Source organism: uncultured Porphyromonas sp. (genome assembly GCF_938023125.1).
GTDB lineage: Bacteria > Bacteroidota > Bacteroidia > Bacteroidales > Porphyromonadaceae > Porphyromonas.
In genome coordinates, this window is the sequence record NZ_CALHDW010000011.1 from 84,218 (window position 1) to 102,571 (window position 18,354).

At 51.9% G+C, this 18,354-nt stretch carries 15 protein-coding genes and 2 tRNA genes; all 17 read right to left on the bottom strand.

The window, feature by feature from the left end:
• Positions 1 to 2: 2 nt before the first annotated feature.
• Positions 3 to 980, bottom strand: coding sequence for a VWA domain-containing protein (locus tag Q0090_RS03285; protein ID WP_297947417.1), 978 nt, complete (start codon positions 978 to 980; stop codon positions 3 to 5).
• Positions 977 to 1,984, bottom strand: a complete 1,008-nt coding sequence (locus Q0090_RS03290) for a hypothetical protein (RefSeq protein WP_297947419.1) — start codon at positions 1,982 to 1,984, stop codon at positions 977 to 979. The genes Q0090_RS03285 and Q0090_RS03290 overlap by 4 nt, the downstream gene beginning before the upstream one ends.
• 37 nt (positions 1,985 to 2,021) lie before the next feature.
• Positions 2,022 to 2,924, bottom strand: coding sequence for a DUF58 domain-containing protein (locus Q0090_RS03295; protein WP_297947421.1), 903 nt, complete (start codon positions 2,922 to 2,924; stop codon positions 2,022 to 2,024).
• A gap of 18 nt (positions 2,925 to 2,942) precedes the next feature.
• The gene (locus tag Q0090_RS03300) at positions 2,943 to 3,935 is read right to left on the bottom strand and encodes a MoxR family ATPase (RefSeq protein WP_297947423.1); all 993 of its coding nucleotides are present in this window, start codon (positions 3,933 to 3,935) and stop codon (positions 2,943 to 2,945) included.
• Between the two features lie 306 nt (positions 3,936 to 4,241).
• Positions 4,242 to 4,314, bottom strand: a tRNA-Lys gene (locus tag Q0090_RS03305).
• Between the two features lie 361 nt (positions 4,315 to 4,675).
• The gene (locus Q0090_RS03310; RefSeq protein ID WP_297947425.1) at positions 4,676 to 6,889 is read right to left on the bottom strand and encodes a polyribonucleotide nucleotidyltransferase; all 2,214 of its coding nucleotides are present in this window, start codon (positions 6,887 to 6,889) and stop codon (positions 4,676 to 4,678) included.
• Positions 6,890 to 7,303: 414 nt separating this feature from the next.
• Positions 7,304 to 8,275 carry a riboflavin biosynthesis protein RibF gene (gene ribF / locus Q0090_RS03315; RefSeq protein ID WP_297947427.1) on the bottom strand — a complete coding sequence of 324 codons (972 nt, stop codon included), beginning with the start codon at positions 8,273 to 8,275 and terminating at the stop codon, positions 7,304 to 7,306.
• Positions 8,263 to 9,564 (bottom strand): peptidoglycan DD-metalloendopeptidase family protein, encoded by a 1,302-nt coding sequence (locus Q0090_RS03320; RefSeq protein ID WP_297947429.1) that lies wholly within the window; start codon positions 9,562 to 9,564, stop codon positions 8,263 to 8,265. The genes ribF and Q0090_RS03320 overlap by 13 nt, the downstream gene beginning before the upstream one ends.
• Before the next feature lie 12 nt (positions 9,565 to 9,576).
• Positions 9,577 to 10,398 carry a DUF4292 domain-containing protein gene (locus Q0090_RS03325; protein ID WP_297947430.1) on the bottom strand — a complete coding sequence of 274 codons (822 nt, stop codon included), beginning with the start codon at positions 10,396 to 10,398 and terminating at the stop codon, positions 9,577 to 9,579.
• 9 nt (positions 10,399 to 10,407) lie between these two features.
• Positions 10,408 to 12,159, bottom strand: a complete 1,752-nt coding sequence (locus Q0090_RS03330; RefSeq protein WP_297947432.1) for a tetratricopeptide repeat protein — start codon at positions 12,157 to 12,159, stop codon at positions 10,408 to 10,410.
• A 21-nt stretch (positions 12,160 to 12,180) separates the two neighbouring features.
• On the bottom strand, positions 12,181 to 12,624 hold the full coding sequence (gene dut / locus Q0090_RS03335; protein ID WP_297947434.1) for a dUTP diphosphatase: 444 nt from the start codon (positions 12,622 to 12,624) through the stop codon (positions 12,181 to 12,183).
• A 64-nt stretch (positions 12,625 to 12,688) separates the two neighbouring features.
• A complete protein-coding gene (gene ispG / locus Q0090_RS03340; protein ID WP_297947436.1) occupies positions 12,689 to 14,503 on the bottom strand; it encodes a (E)-4-hydroxy-3-methylbut-2-enyl-diphosphate synthase in 1,815 nt (604 codons plus the stop codon).
• A gap of 130 nt (positions 14,504 to 14,633) precedes the next feature.
• Positions 14,634 to 15,140, bottom strand: a complete 507-nt coding sequence (gene purE / locus Q0090_RS03345; protein WP_297947438.1) for a 5-(carboxyamino)imidazole ribonucleotide mutase — start codon at positions 15,138 to 15,140, stop codon at positions 14,634 to 14,636.
• 181 nt (positions 15,141 to 15,321) lie between these two features.
• Complete coding sequence (gene gcvH / locus Q0090_RS03350) at positions 15,322 to 15,699, bottom strand: glycine cleavage system protein GcvH (RefSeq protein WP_297947440.1); 378 nt, start codon at positions 15,697 to 15,699, stop codon at positions 15,322 to 15,324.
• Positions 15,700 to 15,936: 237 nt separating this feature from the next.
• Positions 15,937 to 16,020: transfer RNA gene (locus Q0090_RS03355), tRNA-Leu, on the bottom strand.
• A gap of 447 nt (positions 16,021 to 16,467) precedes the next feature.
• On the bottom strand, positions 16,468 to 17,436 hold the full coding sequence (locus Q0090_RS03360) for a GNAT family N-acetyltransferase (protein ID WP_297947442.1): 969 nt from the start codon (positions 17,434 to 17,436) through the stop codon (positions 16,468 to 16,470).
• Positions 17,433 to 18,353 (bottom strand): DUF2156 domain-containing protein, encoded by a 921-nt coding sequence (locus Q0090_RS03365; protein ID WP_297947444.1) that lies wholly within the window; start codon positions 18,351 to 18,353, stop codon positions 17,433 to 17,435. Before Q0090_RS03365 ends, Q0090_RS03360 begins: the two co-directional genes overlap by 4 nt.
• Position 18,354: the final 1 nt, after the last annotated feature.

Here is an 18,354-nt window from a genome sequence, read left to right on the forward strand (position 1 = left end):
GACTAGGGATTGGTACGGAGATAAGTACAGCGAAGAACAAAGGACATGAGGAGCAGAAGGAGTGCCGCTACAACCCAACCAAAGTAACGCTCCTCGTAGGCTTTGAAGTTTTGGGTCATCAGTTTGCTTTTCTCCAGAGAGTCAATTTCGTCGTAGATCTGATTGAGACTTTCGTTGTCGGTAGCGCGGAAGTAGGAGCCGCCCGTGGTCTGAGCGATCTCTTTGAGAGAGGCTTCGTCGATCTCCACCTTTACGTTGTCGATCACGGTGCCAAAGGCGGTTTCGTGGGGGTAGGGAGCCTCGCCACGAGTGCCGACAGCCACTGTGTAGATGCGTATTCCCAGGCTTTCTGCCAGAGAGGCTGCCATAGCCGGCGCAATGCTTCCTGCGTTGTTGGTACCGTCGGTTAGGAGTACAATGATTTTGCTCTTGGCGTGACTCTCTTTGAGTCGGTTGCATGCCGTGGCAATACCCAGCCCTATGGCGGTACCATCTTCGAGGTAACCGATCTCTACCTCGGATAGGCGATTGAGGAGGGTAGCGTGGTCGGTGGTTAGAGGGCATTGGGTGAAGCTCTCTCCGGCAAACATCACAAGTCCGATATTGTCGTTGGGTCGATTGCCGATGAACTTCTGAGCTACCTCCACAGCCGCAACGAAGCGGTTGGGCTGCAAGTCCATGGCCATCATACTGCCGGAAGCATCTATAGCGAGCATAATATCTATCCCCTCTACATTGTCTTTTTGCCAACTATTGGTGTTTTGCGGGCGTGCTAGAGCAACGATTAGGGCGCCTAGAGCCAGCATTTCTAAGGCGAAGGGGAGATGCCTAAGGTGCGTACGGAGCCCACCCGACTTGAGCCTATAAAAAGCCGATAGTACGAGGGTCGCATAGCGCTTTTGCAACAAAAGAATGTAAGCGGCCGTGAGAAGAGGAATGAGCAGGAGTGCCCAAAGGAACGATGGATGGACAAATGTCATGCGTTGCCTCCCTTCTTTTCTTTCTCCGTTGCGCCTGCCTGCTCTTGCGTTGCTTGGTAGAGGGCTTGCGCCACACGGAGCCAATGTTTGCTATCACTCTCGGCTTCGCTAGGGGTGTAGACTACCTTGGCAAACTTGGCAAGATCCACTCTTTCTGTGAGTTCATCGAGCTTCTGATCGTCCACAAGAGAGCGGAATCCGGCTTTGATAAGCGCCCGAACGAGTTGTCTCGAGGTCATCTCCAGGGTATCTATCCCGGTGGTGGTACGTACGAAGGTACGGGAGAGAACATCAAGCTCTGTATAGTACTCTCGTTGCAATCCCTGCTCCGGTAGGTGCCGGGCATTGAGGGCGTCGAGAGCCATTTCGTAGCGTTGTAACACCGAAAGGGAGGGAGCGGGAGCCGGCGGATCAGGCCGTAGCGCGAGCCTTGCCTTGCGGCGGCGGTAGTATTTGTAGCTAAAAAAGGCTCCAAGCAAGATGAGTACGCCTAGCAACCAAGGTAGAGCCATGAGGAGTATTTCGCCCCACGTGTAGGGAAGATCCCATACCCCTTTGATGTCGTTGAACTGATCGGGGTGCTCCATATCCACCTTGGGCAGATTGACTTTGAGGGTAAGGGGGTTCGCAAACGACTCCTGATCGCCCACCCGTACCCCGAAGGCCGGTATCACCACTAGCGTTGAGTCAAACGAAGTAACCGCCATGCGAGCATGGAGCTCCTTCGTGGTATTGTCTATGTCGATAGTGTCTGTGATCTCAAACGAGAGCGCCTCGGCACGGAGTTGTGCCGTGTCTATGGGGTTTATAAGATAGGTGTTCTCAAGATCGCTTGTGCGTATTACAATATCGATAATAGCGACCTCGCCTATCAGTATTTCGCCCGGAGTAATACTTGTTGTAATCTTCGCTTCTTGGCCACGTAGGGCTTGAGGGATAAGTGCAAAGAGCAGTAGTACAACTCCCCAAAGATGCTTAGATAGGTTGTGTCTGTATAGATTCATAAACCAATAACCTCGATACTCCGTATTCAATGTGCCTCTAGCGGTGCGAGAATATTTTGAGCAAAGCGCGTACAAAATCCTCGCCGGTAGCTACTTCGGCATAGTCTATACCATAGAGTTTCATGGAGTTTCTGCGTTCCTCTTGTGCCATAGAAAAACCCTCGGCATAGGCACGGCGCACTTTTTTCGAATCGGTGTCAATCCAGCGTGTAGCCCCAGTCTCGGGGTCTTCGAACTGCACCAATCCCATTTTTGGCAGTGACTCTTCTCGAGGATCTCGCACTACAATGGCGATTAAATCATGCTTACGTGCGGCAAAACGCAGGGCGTTACGGTAGCTTTCTGCCTTGCCATCGGTCATAAAGTCGCTAATAATAAACGTGGTGGAGCGCTTCTTAACGATGCGGCTGAGGTACGTTAGCGGGATCTCTAGGTTGGTACCACGACCTTGGGGGCTAAAAAGCAATATCTCTCGTATGATGTAAAGAATATGTTTTTTGCCCTTAGCGGGGGGGATATACTTCTCTACCGTATCGGTGAAGAGGAGCACGCCCACTTTGTCGTTGTTCTCAATCGCAGAGAAGGCTAGGGTAGCGGCAATCTCGGCCACTAACTCACGCTTGGTCTCCTCTTGCGTACCAAAGTTGAGACTTGCGGACATGTCAATGGCGAGCATCACGGTCAGTTCGCGTTCTTCTTCGAAGATTTTGATGTAAGGATCTCCGAGGCGAGCCGTTACGTTCCAGTCAATGTCTCGTATATCATCGCCCACTTGGTACTCGCGTACCTCACTAAAGGCCATACCCCGACCGCGGAACGCCGAGTGGTATTCTCCTGCAAAAAGCTCCTGCGACAAGCCACGCGCCTTGATTTCCACACGGCGTACACGCTGCAATATATCGCTCTGGAGCAATTGTGATTGGGTACTATCTGTGGGCATAATGCCTATCCTTGCCTCTTAGGGCACTACTACTTTGTTTATAATCTCCGTAATGATGGTATCGCTGGAGAGTTCGTTGGCTTCGGCTTCGTAGCTCAGGGCGATGCGGTGGCGGAGTACATCGTGTGCCACAGCTCGTACATCCTCGGGGAGTACATAGCCTCTACCATCTATGAAGGCGTAGGCGCGAGCTGCCAGAGATAGGTTGATGGAGGCTCTGGGGGATGCCCCACAAAGGATCATGGGACGGAGGCTCTCCAAGCCAACTTTCTCGGGCTCACGTGTTGCAAAAACAAGGTCTACGATGTAGCGAAGTATCTTATCGTCTACATAGATCTTGCGCACCACCTCGCGAGCGTGCAGTATATCTTCTGTGGTCACTACGGGGCTGGCCTTGGGGAGGGCGCCCTGCATGTTGAGGAGAACAACGCGCTGCTCCTCTTCTCGGCTGGGGTAGTCGATGTGTACCTTGAGCATAAAACGATCTACCTGCGCCTCGGGTAGGGGATAGGTGCCCTCCTGCTCCAAGGGGTTTTGAGTAGCCATTACGAGGAAGGGTTTGGGGAGGGGGTAGGTGGTGTCTCCGATGGTTACCTGACGCTCTTGCATCGACTCGAGTAGAGCACTTTGCACCTTGGCGGGGGCACGGTTGATCTCATCTGCCAATACGAAGTTGGCAAATACGGGACCCTTCTTTACCACAAACTCCTCTTTATTACGGCTGTACATCATCGTGCCCACCACGTCGGCAGGGAGAAGATCCGGCGTAAATTGGATGCGACTATAGTCGGCACGAATAAGATCGCTCAGCGTCTTAATCGCTAGGGTTTTGGCAAGCCCGGGTACACCCTCTAGCAGGATATGCCCATCGGCAAGTAGCCCAATAAGGAGGGCTCGTACAAGATGGTCCTGACCCACGATGGTCTGTCCCATACCTGTGATTATCTTTTCTACAAAGCGGCTCTCAGCCTTTATTTCGGCATTGAGTTGCTGCAAGTTCTGCTGTTCCATAGCTGAGTCTGGCTGTATTTACAGAGATTGACAAGTTCCGAAGAGGCAATTTTTGCTAGCTAGCCCCCGCAATCGTCTCTCCGAGAGGGGGCATAGGAATACCTCTTTCCGGATACAAAAGTACAAAAGTTATTGTGACCCTCGGAGCATCTTTTGGGGAAGACTGCGGGCTAAGGGGGTGGGCAATGTTATGAGTCCCGAGGCGAGGCAAGATTTAACCCTCCCTTGAGCCCTATTTTGCTAGGGCCGATCCATCCCTTCGGATACAAAAAAACTCCAAGGGATTTCCCTTGAAGTTTCTCTCTGTGAACCGCCTGGGGCTCGAACCCAGGACCCCAACATTAAAAGTGTTGTGCTCTACCTACTGAGCTAGCGATTCAACCCAAAAAAGCGACTCTTCGGGCTACATTGTAGGAGCTCTTACAGCACTACCTGCCGCCCAATCACCGTGCAAAGGTACTACTTAATTTGTAACTTGCAATACTTTCTCCCTTGCTTTTTCGTGAGTTTTCCTCCTTATCTTTTCTCTTTTGTGATGGTAAGGCCTTGTTCTCTAGGATGTTATTTGTTGCTCTGGCGGCAAAAGAAACCGTGCTATTACAATAGAAAAAAGAGAGGAAATGCGGCTGCACCCCTCTCTTTCTATCCTTAGTGGAGCTAAACTTCCCCTCCTATCTCTCTTAATTCTCTAGGGACCTAGAGCGTTAGAGATTGGGGAGGGTAGCTCGTAGCATTACGTCTTAGTCGTGATTGCTATCGTTGCGATCTTCGCGTGGACGACGCTCTTCGCGGCGAGGACGATCCTCACGACGGGGGCGACGCTCAGGCTCTACGTACCCTTCGGGTTTGGGGAGGAGTACACGATGCGATAGCTTAAACTTGCCTGTCTTGGGGTCGATCTCTAGAAGTTGGATGCGGATGTTATCGCCTTCGTGGAGATTGGTGTCTTCGATCTTTTCGAAGCGACGCCACTCAATTTCGCTGATGTGGAGCAACCCTTCCTTACCGGGGAGGAACTCAACAAAGCAGCCGTAGGGCATAACGGAGGTAATCTTACCGTCGTACACTTCTCCCACTTCGGGCATAGCCACGATACCACGTACCATAGCCAAAGCTGCGTCGAGAGATTCTTTGTTGGCAGAAGATATTTCTACATGACCTTCGCCATCAATTTCTTCGATGCTCACCACAGCACCGCTCTTTTCTTGGATACCTTGGATGATCTTACCACCAGGGCCAATGATAGCACCAATAAACTCTTTGGGTACGCGGAGCTTCTCGATGCGTGGAGCTTGGGGCTTGAGGTCGGGACGAACGGCAGGCATGGCCTCTTCGATCTTGCCGAGGATGTGCATACGGCCCTCACGAGCTTGTGCCAAAGCTCGCTCCAAGATTTCGTAGCTCAAGCCGTCTACCTTGATGTCCATTTGGGTAGCGGTGATACCATCGCGGGTACCCGTTACCTTAAAGTCCATATCACCGAGGTGGTCTTCGTCCCCGAGGATATCGGAGAGAACGGCATAGTTCGTTCCCTTATTTTCGCTGATAAGCCCCATGGCAATACCCGAAACGGGCTTCTTTATCTGCACACCGGCGTCCATCAAAGCAAGTGTACCGGCACAAACCGTTGCCATAGATGATGAGCCGTTGGACTCAAGAATATCGCTGATAACACGTACTACATAGGGGTAATCTGTGGGGATCATACGCTTGAGGGCACGGAAAGCGAGGTTACCATGACCGATCTCGCGGCGACCTGTAGCACGCTGGGGACGAGCCTCTCCCGTAGAGAAGGGAGGGAAGTTATAGTGGAGGAGGAAACGCTCTTTGCAGCGGCAGAGTACATCGTCTACCAACTTTTCGTCGGCCTTGGTACCGAGGGTTACCGTTGTGAGCGACTGAGTTTCTCCACGAGTGAAGATAGCCGAGCCGTGAGGCATGGGCAAGCAGTCGGTCTCAATCCAGATGGGGCGGATCTCCGTTGTCTTACGACCATCGAGACGCTTACCCTCATCGAGGATGGCGCGGCGCATTGCTTCCTTTTCTACATCGTGGTAGTAGCGAGCAATCATGGACTTCTTAGCGGCCAAATCCTCTTCTGAGAATTGAGCCTTGTATTCCTCAATGAGAGCCTCGAACGAAGCTGTACGCTCCTGTTTGCTTGTGCCACTAGTGGCAATGGCGTACGCCTTGGCATAGCACTTATCGTGTACGTCCTGGCGGAGAGCGTCGTCGTTTTCTTCGTGGCAATAGGTACGCTTAACGAGTTTACCTACAGCTTCGGATAGCTCAAGCTGGGCTTGGCACTGCTTCTTGATGGCCTCATGGGCTACCTTAATAGCCTCGAGCATATCTGCCTCTTGTACTTCGTCCATCTCGCCCTCTACCATCATGATGTTGTCGATAGTAGCTGCCACCATCATGTCGATATCGGCATTGGCTACTTGCTCATAGGTAGGATTGATGAGGAACTCACCATTGACGCGAGCTACACGTACTTCGCTGATGGGGCCTTCGAAGGGAATGTCTGATACGGCAAGAGCAGCCGACGCTGCGAGTCCTGCAAGGGCATCGGGCATATCAACGCCGTCGGCGGAGAACAACGTTATATTAACAAAAACTTCTGCGTGATAGTCAGCAGGGAATAGGGGGCGTAGTGCACGGTCTACAAGGCGGCTGGTAAGAATCTCGTAATCCGAAGCCTTGCCTTCGCGACGGGTGAACCCACCTGGGAAGCGACCCACAGCAGAATATTTTTCTTTGTAGTCTACTTGTAAGGGCATAAAGTCGCAATCGGGAGCAGCATCAGCAGCTGCACAAACAGTTGCGAGCAATACGGTATTGCCCATGGTTACGGTAACGGCACCGTCGGCCTGTTTGGCCAATTTTCCCGTTTCGACCTTGATCGTACGTCCATCACCAAGGTCAATCGTCTTAGATACGGGTGTAATCATAATCTTTTTCTTTTATCTTGCATCTTAAATATATTCTAGGCAAAGGTACGCAAAATGCCCTTTCCGTAGTATCTTTTCTCGGACTTATTCTGCGGGGCACGCTCGTAGTAGGCGGAGGAACAACCTGCCTGAGGGATGCCATGAGGTGTGCTCGCCTCTCCTTTCTCCGTGAAAAACGGAAGAAATGGAGGCTGAAAAATTTTTCGTTTTAGCCCAAGAAATATTTTCTTTTCACCTAAGAATGGGAAGCATTTCTGCCCTAGAGTTTTTTTGTTTTAGGGCAGTAAGTCTGAGACTTTATGGCCTGGGTGGAAAGTTCTTTTTGGGGGAGGGGTGTTTTGGAGAGGGGATTCCCTTCCTCTTGCCCCTTGTAGTTTTAGAAGGGGCTGTAGGAGAGTGAGTGGAAAATACTCGCTAGAGTGAGAGGAGACCTCGAGTGATCTCGGCATCCTGCCGTAGGGCTTGTGATAGCTCTTCGTAGGAAGAAAAACGGGCTTCGCCTCGCGTATGGGCGATGAGCTCCACGGCTATCTTTTTGTCGTAGAGATTACCTTGGAAATTGAATAGATTTACCTCAATGGTGCGTTCCAATCCCTCGGCAATGGTGGGGCGATTGCCGATATAGAGCATCCCGCCGTAGCGTGCCTCTCCCAGATAGACCCATACGGCATAAACCCCGAGAGGGGGAATTAGTTTGTAGGGATCCTCAGGAACGATATTGGCCGTAGGGAATCCTAGGGTTTTTCCTATGCCTAAGCCTCCCTTTACCTCCCCTGTGATGCGGTAATTATACCCCAAGAGTTGATTGGCAAGAGAGAGATTATCGGCTCGTAGGAGCTTGCGTATTCGGCTGGAGCTATAGGGTTTCCCCTCCACTTCGTCGAAGAAGGGGTCTTGTGGAAGCACGCGCACGCCCCATTTCTCTCCCAGACTTTTGTAGTCCGTTGGCGGATCGCCTGCCTTGGGAGGATGACCGAAGTGATGGTCGTAGCCCATGAGGAGGGTGTGAACGTGGAGATGTTGGGTGATGATCTGCCGGAAAAATTCTTCGGCAGAGAGGGAGGCAAGGGGCAAATCGAAGGGGAGCAGGAATAGGAAATCTACTCCTGTTTTGGCAAGGAGTTGCTCTCGCTCGGTATTGCTATTGAGTTTTTCAAAGGGATGATCGGGGCGAACTACCATCACCGGTGGGGTGTCAAAGGTAATTACGGCAGAGGGGAGCCGGAGCCGTTGTGCCTCGTGCTTGAGTTGCTCTATAAGGAAGCGATGCCCTCCATGTACCCCATCAAAAACTCCAATGGTGGCTACAACTTGCTCGGGAAGAAGCTGAGGGGATTCGCAAGATAGCTCCCCCGAAGGCAGGCGAACGAACTTTATCGTATCCATGCTTGGGGGTTTTGTTTGCTACGCTCGTGCCATACTTGGAAGTTGAGTATGGCCTTATTGCTAAAGCTATCGATAGCCACCTTCCCTAAGATCTGATGTGCCTTTACTTCTTGCCCCTTACGCACCGTTACGCCCGTAATATTGGAGTAGACGGTAAGATAGTTACCATGGCGGATAATAATGGCCGCTTTATTCCCTTCAATTACGAATACACTGGTCACTTTGCCCTCGAAGACGGCACGGGCGCTTGTGCCCTGGGGTACCTCTAGGTCTATACCGTTGTTATTGGTTTGTACTCGGCTCAATTCGTTGTGTTGTTGCACGCCAAAGGTGCCGATGATGCGGTAGTTGTTATTAACGGGAGCGGGTAGATTTCCCTTGTTTTGAGCGAAGCTACCTCCCAGACGGCGCTCTTCGGCAGTCATGGGATAGCCTCCCTTGGTGGCGGCTTTGCGCTCTTCTTGGGCGGGGCCTTTTTCGGTATTTGTATTGCCTTTGCCCTCAGCTAAGCGTTTTCGTCGCTCCTCTTCTTCTCGAGCCTTGCGTTCGGCTTCGGCTATTTCGGCTGCAATTTGTTGTTCGATCTTGCGGTTGAGGGCGGCTACTTGCTGCTGCTGTTTCTTGCGTTGCTGTTGAAGATCCTTCTCTTGACCTTGCAGCTGAGCTACCTCTCCGGTGCGTTGCTGGCGCTCTTTCTCGAGTTGGGCCTTCTCTTGTTCTCGCTGTACAAGGAGTTGCGACTTGCTCTTACGGTTAACCTCGATGGCCTGGCGAGTATGCTCAAGGGCGGTACGCGTCACTTTCAGTTCTTCGGCTGCACGTTTGTGAGCGTTGGCGTATTGCGAGACAAATCTCATGCGTCTGATGGCTTCGTCGAAGGCAGATGCCGACAGCACAAAGAGCATGCGATCGGTACTATTCTTTCTCTTTTGTAGGGCGAGTACAGAGCGTTCATAGGCGGCTTTACGCTCTTCCTCTTGTGTGCGTAGCTCCTGCTCCTGACGTGCAAGAGAGTCAATATCCCCGCTAAGCTCTTTGATTTCGTTGTCAAGAGCCTTTACCAATTCTTGTCGCTGAGCTACCTTTTTTTTCAAGAGAGCCGCCTCTTGCTGCTTTTTATTCTTGTCGTTTTTTATGCGGCTAAGCTCTTTGTCGGTCTTTTCGATAGCCTTGATGGCCTCTTTGCGTTGCTGCTCGAGCTGTTGAACTTTCTTCGACTTCTGCTGCGCTACCATAGGGAGCGACGCCAGAAGCGTGAGCATAAGGAGTAGGGTATAGCGGAGTTTCATTGATGAGAAATACTACTGGAATAGGCCAGAAATAAGCTGTAAAGCTTCTTTTACGGTGAGTTGGCGATACCCCGAGGGGATGGCCACAATAAGTTGCTCGTGGGCCTGCTCGTTACGACGATAAGACGAGCCTTCGATCTCCAATGAGAATGTATTTGTGCCATCTTGTAGCACTTGATAGGAGCATTGATCGGGTAAGATCCCCTTTTCGTGTGAGGTGTAGTGAGAGTAGGTCGCCTTGAGTACGGCTCCCTCTACCGGTGAGCTCTCAAGGGTATTGGGGCGCATATTCTCGCCTATTGTGTAGAGGAGGGAGAGTTTGTTTTGAGGAAGTTTTACCAAGGCCTGATGGGGCGTTACCATCTTTTCTACCTCGAGATCTTGTGGGAGATAGCCCAGAAGCAACCCTTCTAATAGAGGGTAAGATAGGGGGAGCGGGAACTGATCTTGGCAGGCCGCATTGAGCTGCTGGTAAGAGGCGCGTAGGTACGTCTTATTGTGTTTGTCGATAATCACGATCTCCTCGGGGAGCAGATATACACGAGCTATCTCAAACAAAACAAACGGACGAAGAGAGGCGTATATCCCCTCTCCTACCACCACGGACGCATTGGCATCAAGCGAGATGGTAGAGCCTTTGGCCCCGAGAGTAAGGCTTGCCTTAACCTGCCAAGGGGCTGCTATGGGGCGTGCCAAAGAAAAAGCCTCGGCCTCCCTGTTTTGCTTTGTGGGAGCGTTGGGAGTTGCGCTCGGGCGACGACTGCCGCAGCTCCAGAGGAGCGTGATAAGTGCCAAAAGGCTCAAAACGGATGGGATAGAGAGTGATTTCTTCATGATGGATCGTTACTTTGAAGACTCCATACGTTGCTTTATTTCTTCAATAGCCAGGTCAATTTCGTCTGTGGAGACAAGTTCCTTTGCTTTCTGGAGGTAGAGGAGACTATTTGGCAAGTTGCCCAGCTCCTCTTGCACCTTTGCATAGTGGTAGTAATAATCTGCAAGGCTACTGATACTGATGCTTGAGGGATCCTCTTTGAGGGCAGCCTCAGCTCTTTCAATAGCTTGGCGCAAATAGATCTCGGCTTGTAGGTAATCTCCTTGCAAGAATAGGGCAAAGCCATAGGTGTCTAGGTACCGAAATTCACCGGGTTGCAGGGCTACCGCCTTAGAGGCCATCCGCACGGCTTTTTCTATCACAGCGGGTTGCTCTAGCCCGAGTAGGAAGTAGGCGTAGTTATTGAGTACGTTAGGATTTTTTCCGTTGAGCTTGATAGACTCTTCGTAGGCAGCTATCGCCTCGGTATACTTCTCCTGCATGGCGCAGATGTCGCCTACCTGGCCGTAAAGGTCGCCTATCACCTCGGTTTCAGTCGTATCGGTCTGAGCGATCCCCTGGAGGGCCGTCTCTCGGGCCCGTTCTAGCTCTCCGGCAGTCTCCTCTGCCAAGCTCTTGAAAAGGTATAAACTCCCCTCCTTCGGATATTGTTTGATGGCTTGAGGGAAATATTTGTAGAGCTCGTCGAACGTTTCTCTTGAGATAAAGTTTTGGAATAATGCATTCCAAAGTTCGGGATGCCCTGAGGGGAATTCCTCCGTCATTCGCAGGAGTTGCGCCTGACGCTCGGAGTGCATCCCCAATACATATAGGATGGACTGGAGGTCAAGTTGAGCATCGAAGTTGGTAGGATAAGTGGCAATAAACTCTTTGTAAATGGGGAGGAATGGCGAGATGTCTAGCCCTTTGCTCACAAACCCTGAGAGAAAAGCATGGAGGGACGCCTGCGCCACCTCGGGGGTGGTGGTATCTATCTTCCAAAATCGTTGTAGAATGCCAAAGACCTCGGGTATGCGGTTCAAGTCCAGAAGAATAGCCGCCTCGGCATAACTGATATTGCTTGTGGCACGCTGCGATTGAGGGATCTTTTGCAAGAGTTTATAGGCAATCTCTGCATTCAGATTCTCCTTGACATCGAAGAGCAAGGCCGTAAGGTCGTTTAGGGATTTTCCATTGAACTCAAGGGCCGCATCCAGGTAGCGATTCATCGCATCGGTGTCGTGCGTCTCGAAGGCAACTCGCTGCGCTATCTGTAGTGCATGGGCATAGTACGGAGTGCCGTGTGAGCTCTCTAGAAGAGCCGGAAGCCGCTGCGAAACGCGGTCGTATTGCCTATCCTCTAGTAGTACCCCTAGGGCAAGAAGCTGATTGCGGCTATCGGAGGGCGATAGCTTTATGTGCCGATCTAGCATATGGAGAAGCTCGTCGGTCTCGCCCTTGCTGGCAAGGGTATAGCCGTATTGGAAGGCATATTCATCGTTACTCGGGTCTGCTTCGAAGGCTTTGCGGTACCATTCGGCTGCCTGTTCCATTGAGGTGGGGCGTAGCAAGTTGCCCAACGCAAAAGCCGAGGCTCCCGAGGGAGCTAACTTATATGATGCGAGGATTTGATAGTAGGCAAGAAGCGGTTTTTCGGAAAATAGAGAGGTAGCCCCCTCTGCAAAGAGCCTGTCGGCTAAAGCTTTTTGCGAGTCGATCTCTTGAGCTGAGGTTACTCCCAAGGAGCAAAGTAGCAAAAGAAGGGTGTAGAGATACTTCATAAAAGGGGCATCTATCGGGCTTTACTTCTTTACTTGCATGCCGGTGTGACCAAATCCGCCTTCGCCTCGTTCGCTCTCCGATAGCGTGTCTACTTCGTGCCAATCGGCTGTCTCATAGCGGGCAATCACCATCTGGGCGATACGATCTCCCGAGGAGATTTGTACTGGTTCCTGTCCCAAATTGATCAAGATAACCCCGATTTCGCCGCGGTAATCGGCATCGATTGTACCGGGGCTATTGAGTGTCGTTACTCCCGATTTGAGGGCCCAGCCACTGCGAGGGCGGATCTGCGCTTCGTAGCCTGCCGGCAATTCTATATGCAACCCCGTGGGGACGAGGCAACGTGCTCCCGGCTCCAATTGGATTGGTTGGGGTAGGAATGCACATAGGTCCATACCTGCGGACAGAGGCGTCGCATAGTGGGGTAGGGGGTTATTGGATCGGTTGATGATGGGTATCTTCATACTTGTAGATATCTCTAAAAAGGGCGTTGCAAAACTTACGTTCTGCTCCGCATTCGGCACGAAGTTACTTATTTTCTGCCATTTCCCGGCTCTTTTCGTCTTCGGGATCTACCCAGTCTCCATTCTCACGGATGAGGGCGATGAGAGCCTCTACGGCGTCTCCTTCTGCAATTCCTCGCCGCATACACTTTTGTCCCTTGTAGAGATCGATCTTGTGCGGAGCGCCTCCCACGTATCCATAATCTGCGTCGGCCATCTCTCCGGGTCCATTGACAATACAACCCATGATGCCTATTTTGAGGTTGGGAAGATGGCTCGTTGCCTTTTTGATGCGGGCAATTGTTCCCTCCAAATTATAGAGTGTACGCCCACATCCCGGGCAGCTAATGTACTCGGTGTGGGAGAAACGAAGTCGGGTCGCTTGCAGAATGCCGAGCGCCAATGCCTGTAGAGAGGCAAGAGGAAGGTGAGGGGCTGTAAGCATAATGGCGGAGCCGGCTCCCTCTAGGAGGAGTGTCCCCAGGTCTGTGGCGGCGGCAATTTGTACCTTTTCTAGGGATTCGTGTGGCGCAAATTGGGCTTCGAAGGCGATGGGGGAGGTTACCTCCATTTCGGCAAGAAGGGCGATCGTTCTACGCCATAAGCCAATGCGATTGGCTCCGCTTGCGCTTAGTATCAGTAGTCTGTTGGGCTGGTGTGCGAGATCCATTGCCTCCGCTTTCTCACGAGAGAAGCTTTCAGTCTCGACGAGGATAGCGGGGAGGGTAGAGAGGTCTAGGCTCTCTCTCGAAGTGCTTAGCTTGTCTCCTCCTGCTAAAGAGAGCTTTGGAGAGCCATCATCTTTCCCCACAATAAGGACAGAGGGTAAGAGGTTGGCTCCGTAGAGTTGCCCGGCTATGGAAGAGGCATTGCGAGGGAGTATTTGTGCTCGGTAGGGCAGGGGGGATAGGGGGGATAGTTGGGGGGCAACGGCTCGCTCGGCAATGTGCTCCACAAGGAGGCGTGCAACGGGGAGTTCTGCCTCGGGGGCTTCGCTTAGGGAGACACGCAGTGTATCTCCCAACCCATCGGTAAGAAGGGAGCCAATGCCTACGGCACTTTTAATTCGTCCATCCTCGCCCTCTCCGGCCTCGGTTACGCCAATATGCAAAGGATAATGCACCCCCATTTCGTCCATACGCTCTACCAAGAGGCGTACTGCTTGGGTCATTACCTGCACGTTGGAGCTTTTCATCGAGATGACAATATCCTCGAAGTGCAGACTGCGAGCCACGCGGAGATACTCTAGGCAGCTCTCTACCATTCCCTCGGGTGTGTCGCCATAACGCCGGAGCATACGCTCACTAAGAGACCCATGATTGATCCCGAGTCGAATGGCTCTTTTTAGTCGTTTGGCCTCTTGTAAGAAGTCGCCAAAAAGTTGCTCTACACGCTCTTCGCCACGAGCAAAGTCCGCATCAGAGATACTCTCACCGCTCCATTCTCCTTTGCGATCTGCGAAGTTGCCGGGGTTGATGCGCACCTTCTCTACATGCTTTAGTGCCTCGTAGGCGGCTTGTGGATTGAAGTGAATATCGGCAACGAGTGGGATGGTGTATCCTTTCTCGTTGAGCGCTGCTCGGATGGTTTTTAGGCATTCGGCCTCGCGTACCCCCTGCGCCGTAAAACGCATGTAGTCCGCTCCGGCTCGGGCTGCTCGCTCTGTTTGTGCTATCCCGGCCTCGGTGTCTGGTGTGGAGACGTTGGCCATGGTCTGGATGCGTAAAGGGTACTCAGAGCCTAGGGGTATAGAGCCTATCGAAACGCTACATGTACAACGCCTGCGATAATTGAGCGCATCAAGCGGGTAGTGAAGAGAGGGAGAGGGGAGGGGCGGCATAGGGATACAGATCTATTATATGCATAACCCGAAGTTGTACACTATGGATGGCTGTTGATCCGATTGCTCTCGGAGGGTTGCGCCCTAGGTGTACAATGTCGGGTTTATTGCTATCTATGGAGAGGGGCTCTTAGTTGGTCTTGAAGCTGTATTTTACCTCTTTGAGATCGGCATTGGCACGTACTACCTTTTCTTTTAGCCCTTCTTTGAAGGCTTTGAGACGCTTCTTGAGATCGGCATCACCCAACGAAAGCATTTGCGCTGCCAGAAGGGCTGCATTCTGAGCTCCATTGATTCCTACGGTAGCGACAGGGATCCCCGGAGGCATTTGTACGATAGCGAGGAGGGCATCCATACCATCAAGAGTGGCCTTGATGGGCACCCCGATAACGGGTAGGGGGGTCATTGAGGCAATTACACCACACAGATGAGCCGCCATCCCGGCGCCTGCGATAATAACACGCACCCCTCTCTCCTCTGCTCCACGGGCAAACTCAGCCACCTCGTCGGGGGTGCGGTGTGCCGATAGAGCCAAGATTTCAAAAGGAATCGCGAGTTCGTCTAGTTGGCGAGCAGCCTTTTCCATTACGGGAAGATCGGACGTGCTGCCCATGATGATGCTTACAAGCGGAGTCATAGTTTAATACAATCGTATTGAGTGATGGATCGAATGTCGTTTTTGCTTGGGGTAATGCAAGCGAGGGCGAATCAAAAGAATCCTCTTGATGCGCCCTCTATGATTAGCCGTAGACAACCCGCCTCCCTTTGTTTTTTGGGAGAGCTCGGTGCTACTTGCTTGGCTGTTGATTGTGGCTCTATTAGCCGAGGAATGAGTTGTAAGCAGCAGCATCCATAAGAGCTTCTGCCTTAGCGGGATCTGCCATTTTCACCTTAATGATCCAACCTTCGCCGTAGGGATCGTTGTTTACAAGTTCGGGTTGATCTTCGAGGGCAGCGTTGAGTTCTACTACTTCTCCCTCTACGGGCATAAGTAGGTCAGCTACGGTCTTAACGGCTTCGATAGAACCAAATACTTCGCCGGCAGCTACAGTTTCGCCTTCGGTAGGCACGTCTACATAAACGATTTCGCCCAATTCGCCTTGAGCATAATCGGTGATGCCAATAAAGGCCATGTCGCCTTCGATGCGTACCCATTCGTGGTCCGTAGTGTACTTGAGTTGTGCAGGAATATTCATACTTCCGTATCTCTATATTTAATTGTTACTATTATATTTCTCTCTCTTGGGGCGAAGCCCTTTATGTTCTAAGAAAAAGGGTTTACATCCTCCCCGAGTACAAAGGTAATAGTTACCTCACAATATGTAGCATGTTTGTAGCTACAATCTCATTTCTCTTACCCTATGCCATAAAACAAAGAGAGCCACGGCATATAACCGAGACTCTCTCTGCAATTATTCACTTAGGAAACAAAGTGCCCGGAGCCGGGATCGAACCGGCACGGGTGTTACCCCATTGGTGTTTGAGACCAACGCGTCTACCAATTCCGCCATCCGGGCTGTAGACATTTTGTTTCTCTTTGGAAGACCGGGTGCAAAGGTAGTGAAAGACGTTGGAATGTACAATACCCCGACCATAACATTTCGCAGATTTGTGGGCGCTCCGATGGAAAGGGTGTGCCAACTTTCGTGCCGGATAGGGACAGCATAGCCCCTCATAGCCGCCCTTTCTCTTCGGACGGAGGGTGAGGAATCCCTTGCCCGGATTCTTACATTTTCTTGGGTAGAAACCTCTCCCACTTCTGCCCAAAACTTTTTTATTTTTCAGTTAGAAAGGGAGTGCATTTCCGGGCAAGAACGGAAATTTTTTCACCCGGCAACCTGACGCCCTCTCCCCCTCGGGCTCTCTCCGGATCACTTCTCGGCAGAAACAAAAGCCCCCTAGCCCTTGAGAAGGGTAGGGGGTGATAGGGTGTGTAGTCCGTCTCTCAAAAGGAGATCCGTAGACTAGTCCAGCATTAAATCTATGTAGAAGGGGTTATCCGCAAATAGCTGCTCCAGTAGGAGCGAAGGGGTGAGGCTCTCTTTTTGTAGTGCCCTTGGGGCAAGAGGCATAAAGAGGCATTTCCCTTGCTCTAATCGGTAGCGGCCTGTATTGGGGCGGAGCATTTCGTCAAGGAGGTCGAACTGCCACGTTACCTCGGGGTGCCTCTTGGCATAGAGTGAGAGGAGCTGCGGGATTTGAATCACTCGTATCATGCCGTGCGGCTCAAGATCTTCGCCGAGAGGGGGCATCACCACTTGATGGTAAGCTAATCCCTCCTTTATGGGGAGTTGAGTAGCTACGAATTGAGTGCATTCGCCCCCTTGTAGCATTCGTACTATCCCCTCTTGGGTGTATCCGCCCCCACTGAGTAGAGCGTCCTCTATTATCCTCTGCCACTGGGGGTAGGTGTGCTCCAGGTGCCCCATAGTCCACCCTCTGCGTTGTTGGATATAGTGTAGATATCCTTCTGCACTAGCTTGCCTGCAAAGTTGAGGTGGGGGAGTGAGGCGAGGGGAGTTCGGTTGGGATACGCTACGATAACAGACCTTGGCGTAGTCGAACTTGCGTTGATAGTAGTCGTAGAGCCAGGGCTCGGCAGGGATCAGAAAGGCGAACAGCTTGCCCGTTTGGTACATTTTGGTATGGGCGGAACGGAGTAGGGATGGCATCAGTCCTCGCCCCCGCTCTCGGGAGATCGTGGCAGCTCCGGATATGTAGGCGGCCTCTATTCGCTCTCCCCACACTCTAAAGGCATAGGAGACTCGGCCTGTGTGTGCAATGGCTTGGGGGGCACCTCCGTAGTCGATCAGTAGATCGGTCTCGTCATCTTGGTACACATGCCCAAAGTAGAGGTCGAGGAATCTGTCGTCATCCCCAAAGACCTCTTGCCAAATCTCACGAGAGAGCTGTCGCCTATCAAGCGGGTTCATACCTGTGCGTGCCGCCTTAGCAGAGCCGTTCCCTTGTAGAGCCGCAACTCCGGTTGATAGGATTCTTTGGCAAAACGTAGTCCGGGAATCCCCAAATCTTCCTCTCTATTGATGTAGATATACTGCTCGGGGATTTGTTTGGCAAACTCGTTGTTGATTACGGTGTAGGCGCCCTCAATAGCCGGATTGGCCTTCTCTACATGCACATCAAACGTGTTGTGGTTGATGGGGGAGCCTAGGGTCATGGCAACGATTTCGCCGTCAATCCAAAGGGCACCTCCCTGCAACTCCAAGGCCTCACAAGCGTCGAGAATGCGGTGTACCATCCTATTTTCCTCTTGGATACCATCGCGCTGCGTGGCGTCGTCGAGCCATTGATCGGCAAAATCTTTGTACAGCTCCTTCTGGTCGGGGGTAAAAGGTCGGTAGGTATAGTCCGGATAGAGCTTCTTAAACTTATTGATATGGTTGCGTTTGGATTGTAGTTTCTTGCCCGATAGTGAGATGAGTCGCTCCCGAAGGTAGACATAGTCAGCATAGTCTTCGTCCCAAAAGAACTGGAAGTCCTGCCCGAAGTCTTGCTCGAGGCTCTTGGCACAGCCCTCGGTTACGCCCATGCAAACGAGAGGGAATCCCTCCTGTTCGGCACAATGGATAAGCTCTTGGATCGCTCCATGCCAGAGATCTCGCTCTGTACAATAGGGGAGGAGGAAAACCGGATGAGAGCGCAGGGGGGAGCGAAAGCGTATGATGAGCACCCGATCTTGGTAGACGGCCCAAGAGGTCTCGTAGCGCTCGCTCCATCCGTAAAGGTTGGTAAATGCAAGGTCGCAGATCGCCTTGTCGTCTTTGTAAATAAGGGGGAAGATTATGCCTCTATCCTCTAGCGTGATGGGGCGAAAGCGTAGTTGGTACATG

Coding starts and splice junctions, on each gene's coding strand:
- Q0090_RS03285 (WP_297947417.1), bottom strand. CDS start 980: ATGACATTTGTCCATCCATCGTTCCTTTGGGCACTCCTGCTCATTCCT.
- Q0090_RS03290 (WP_297947419.1), bottom strand. CDS start 1,984: ATGAATCTATACAGACACAACCTATCTAAGCATCTTTGGGGAGTTGTA.
- Q0090_RS03295 (WP_297947421.1), bottom strand. CDS start 2,924: ATGCCCACAGATAGTACCCAATCACAATTGCTCCAGAGCGATATATTG.
- Q0090_RS03300 (WP_297947423.1), bottom strand. CDS start 3,935: ATGGAACAGCAGAACTTGCAGCAACTCAATGCCGAAATAAAGGCTGAG.
- Q0090_RS03310 (WP_297947425.1), bottom strand. CDS start 6,889: ATGATTACACCCGTATCTAAGACGATTGACCTTGGTGATGGACGTACG.
- ribF (WP_297947427.1), bottom strand. CDS start 8,275: ATGGATACGATAAAGTTCGTTCGCCTGCCTTCGGGGGAGCTATCTTGC.
- Q0090_RS03320 (WP_297947429.1), bottom strand. CDS start 9,564: ATGAAACTCCGCTATACCCTACTCCTTATGCTCACGCTTCTGGCGTCG.
- Q0090_RS03325 (WP_297947430.1), bottom strand. CDS start 10,398: ATGAAGAAATCACTCTCTATCCCATCCGTTTTGAGCCTTTTGGCACTT.
- Q0090_RS03330 (WP_297947432.1), bottom strand. CDS start 12,159: ATGAAGTATCTCTACACCCTTCTTTTGCTACTTTGCTCCTTGGGAGTA.
- dut (WP_297947434.1), bottom strand. CDS start 12,624: ATGAAGATACCCATCATCAACCGATCCAATAACCCCCTACCCCACTAT.
- ispG (WP_297947436.1), bottom strand. CDS start 14,503: ATGCCGCCCCTCCCCTCTCCCTCTCTTCACTACCCGCTTGATGCGCTC.
- purE (WP_297947438.1), bottom strand. CDS start 15,140: ATGACTCCGCTTGTAAGCATCATCATGGGCAGCACGTCCGATCTTCCC.
- gcvH (WP_297947440.1), bottom strand. CDS start 15,699: ATGAATATTCCTGCACAACTCAAGTACACTACGGACCACGAATGGGTA.
- Q0090_RS03360 (WP_297947442.1), bottom strand. CDS start 17,436: ATGAACCCGCTTGATAGGCGACAGCTCTCTCGTGAGATTTGGCAAGAG.
- Q0090_RS03365 (WP_297947444.1), bottom strand. CDS start 18,353: ATGTACCAACTACGCTTTCGCCCCATCACGCTAGAGGATAGAGGCATA.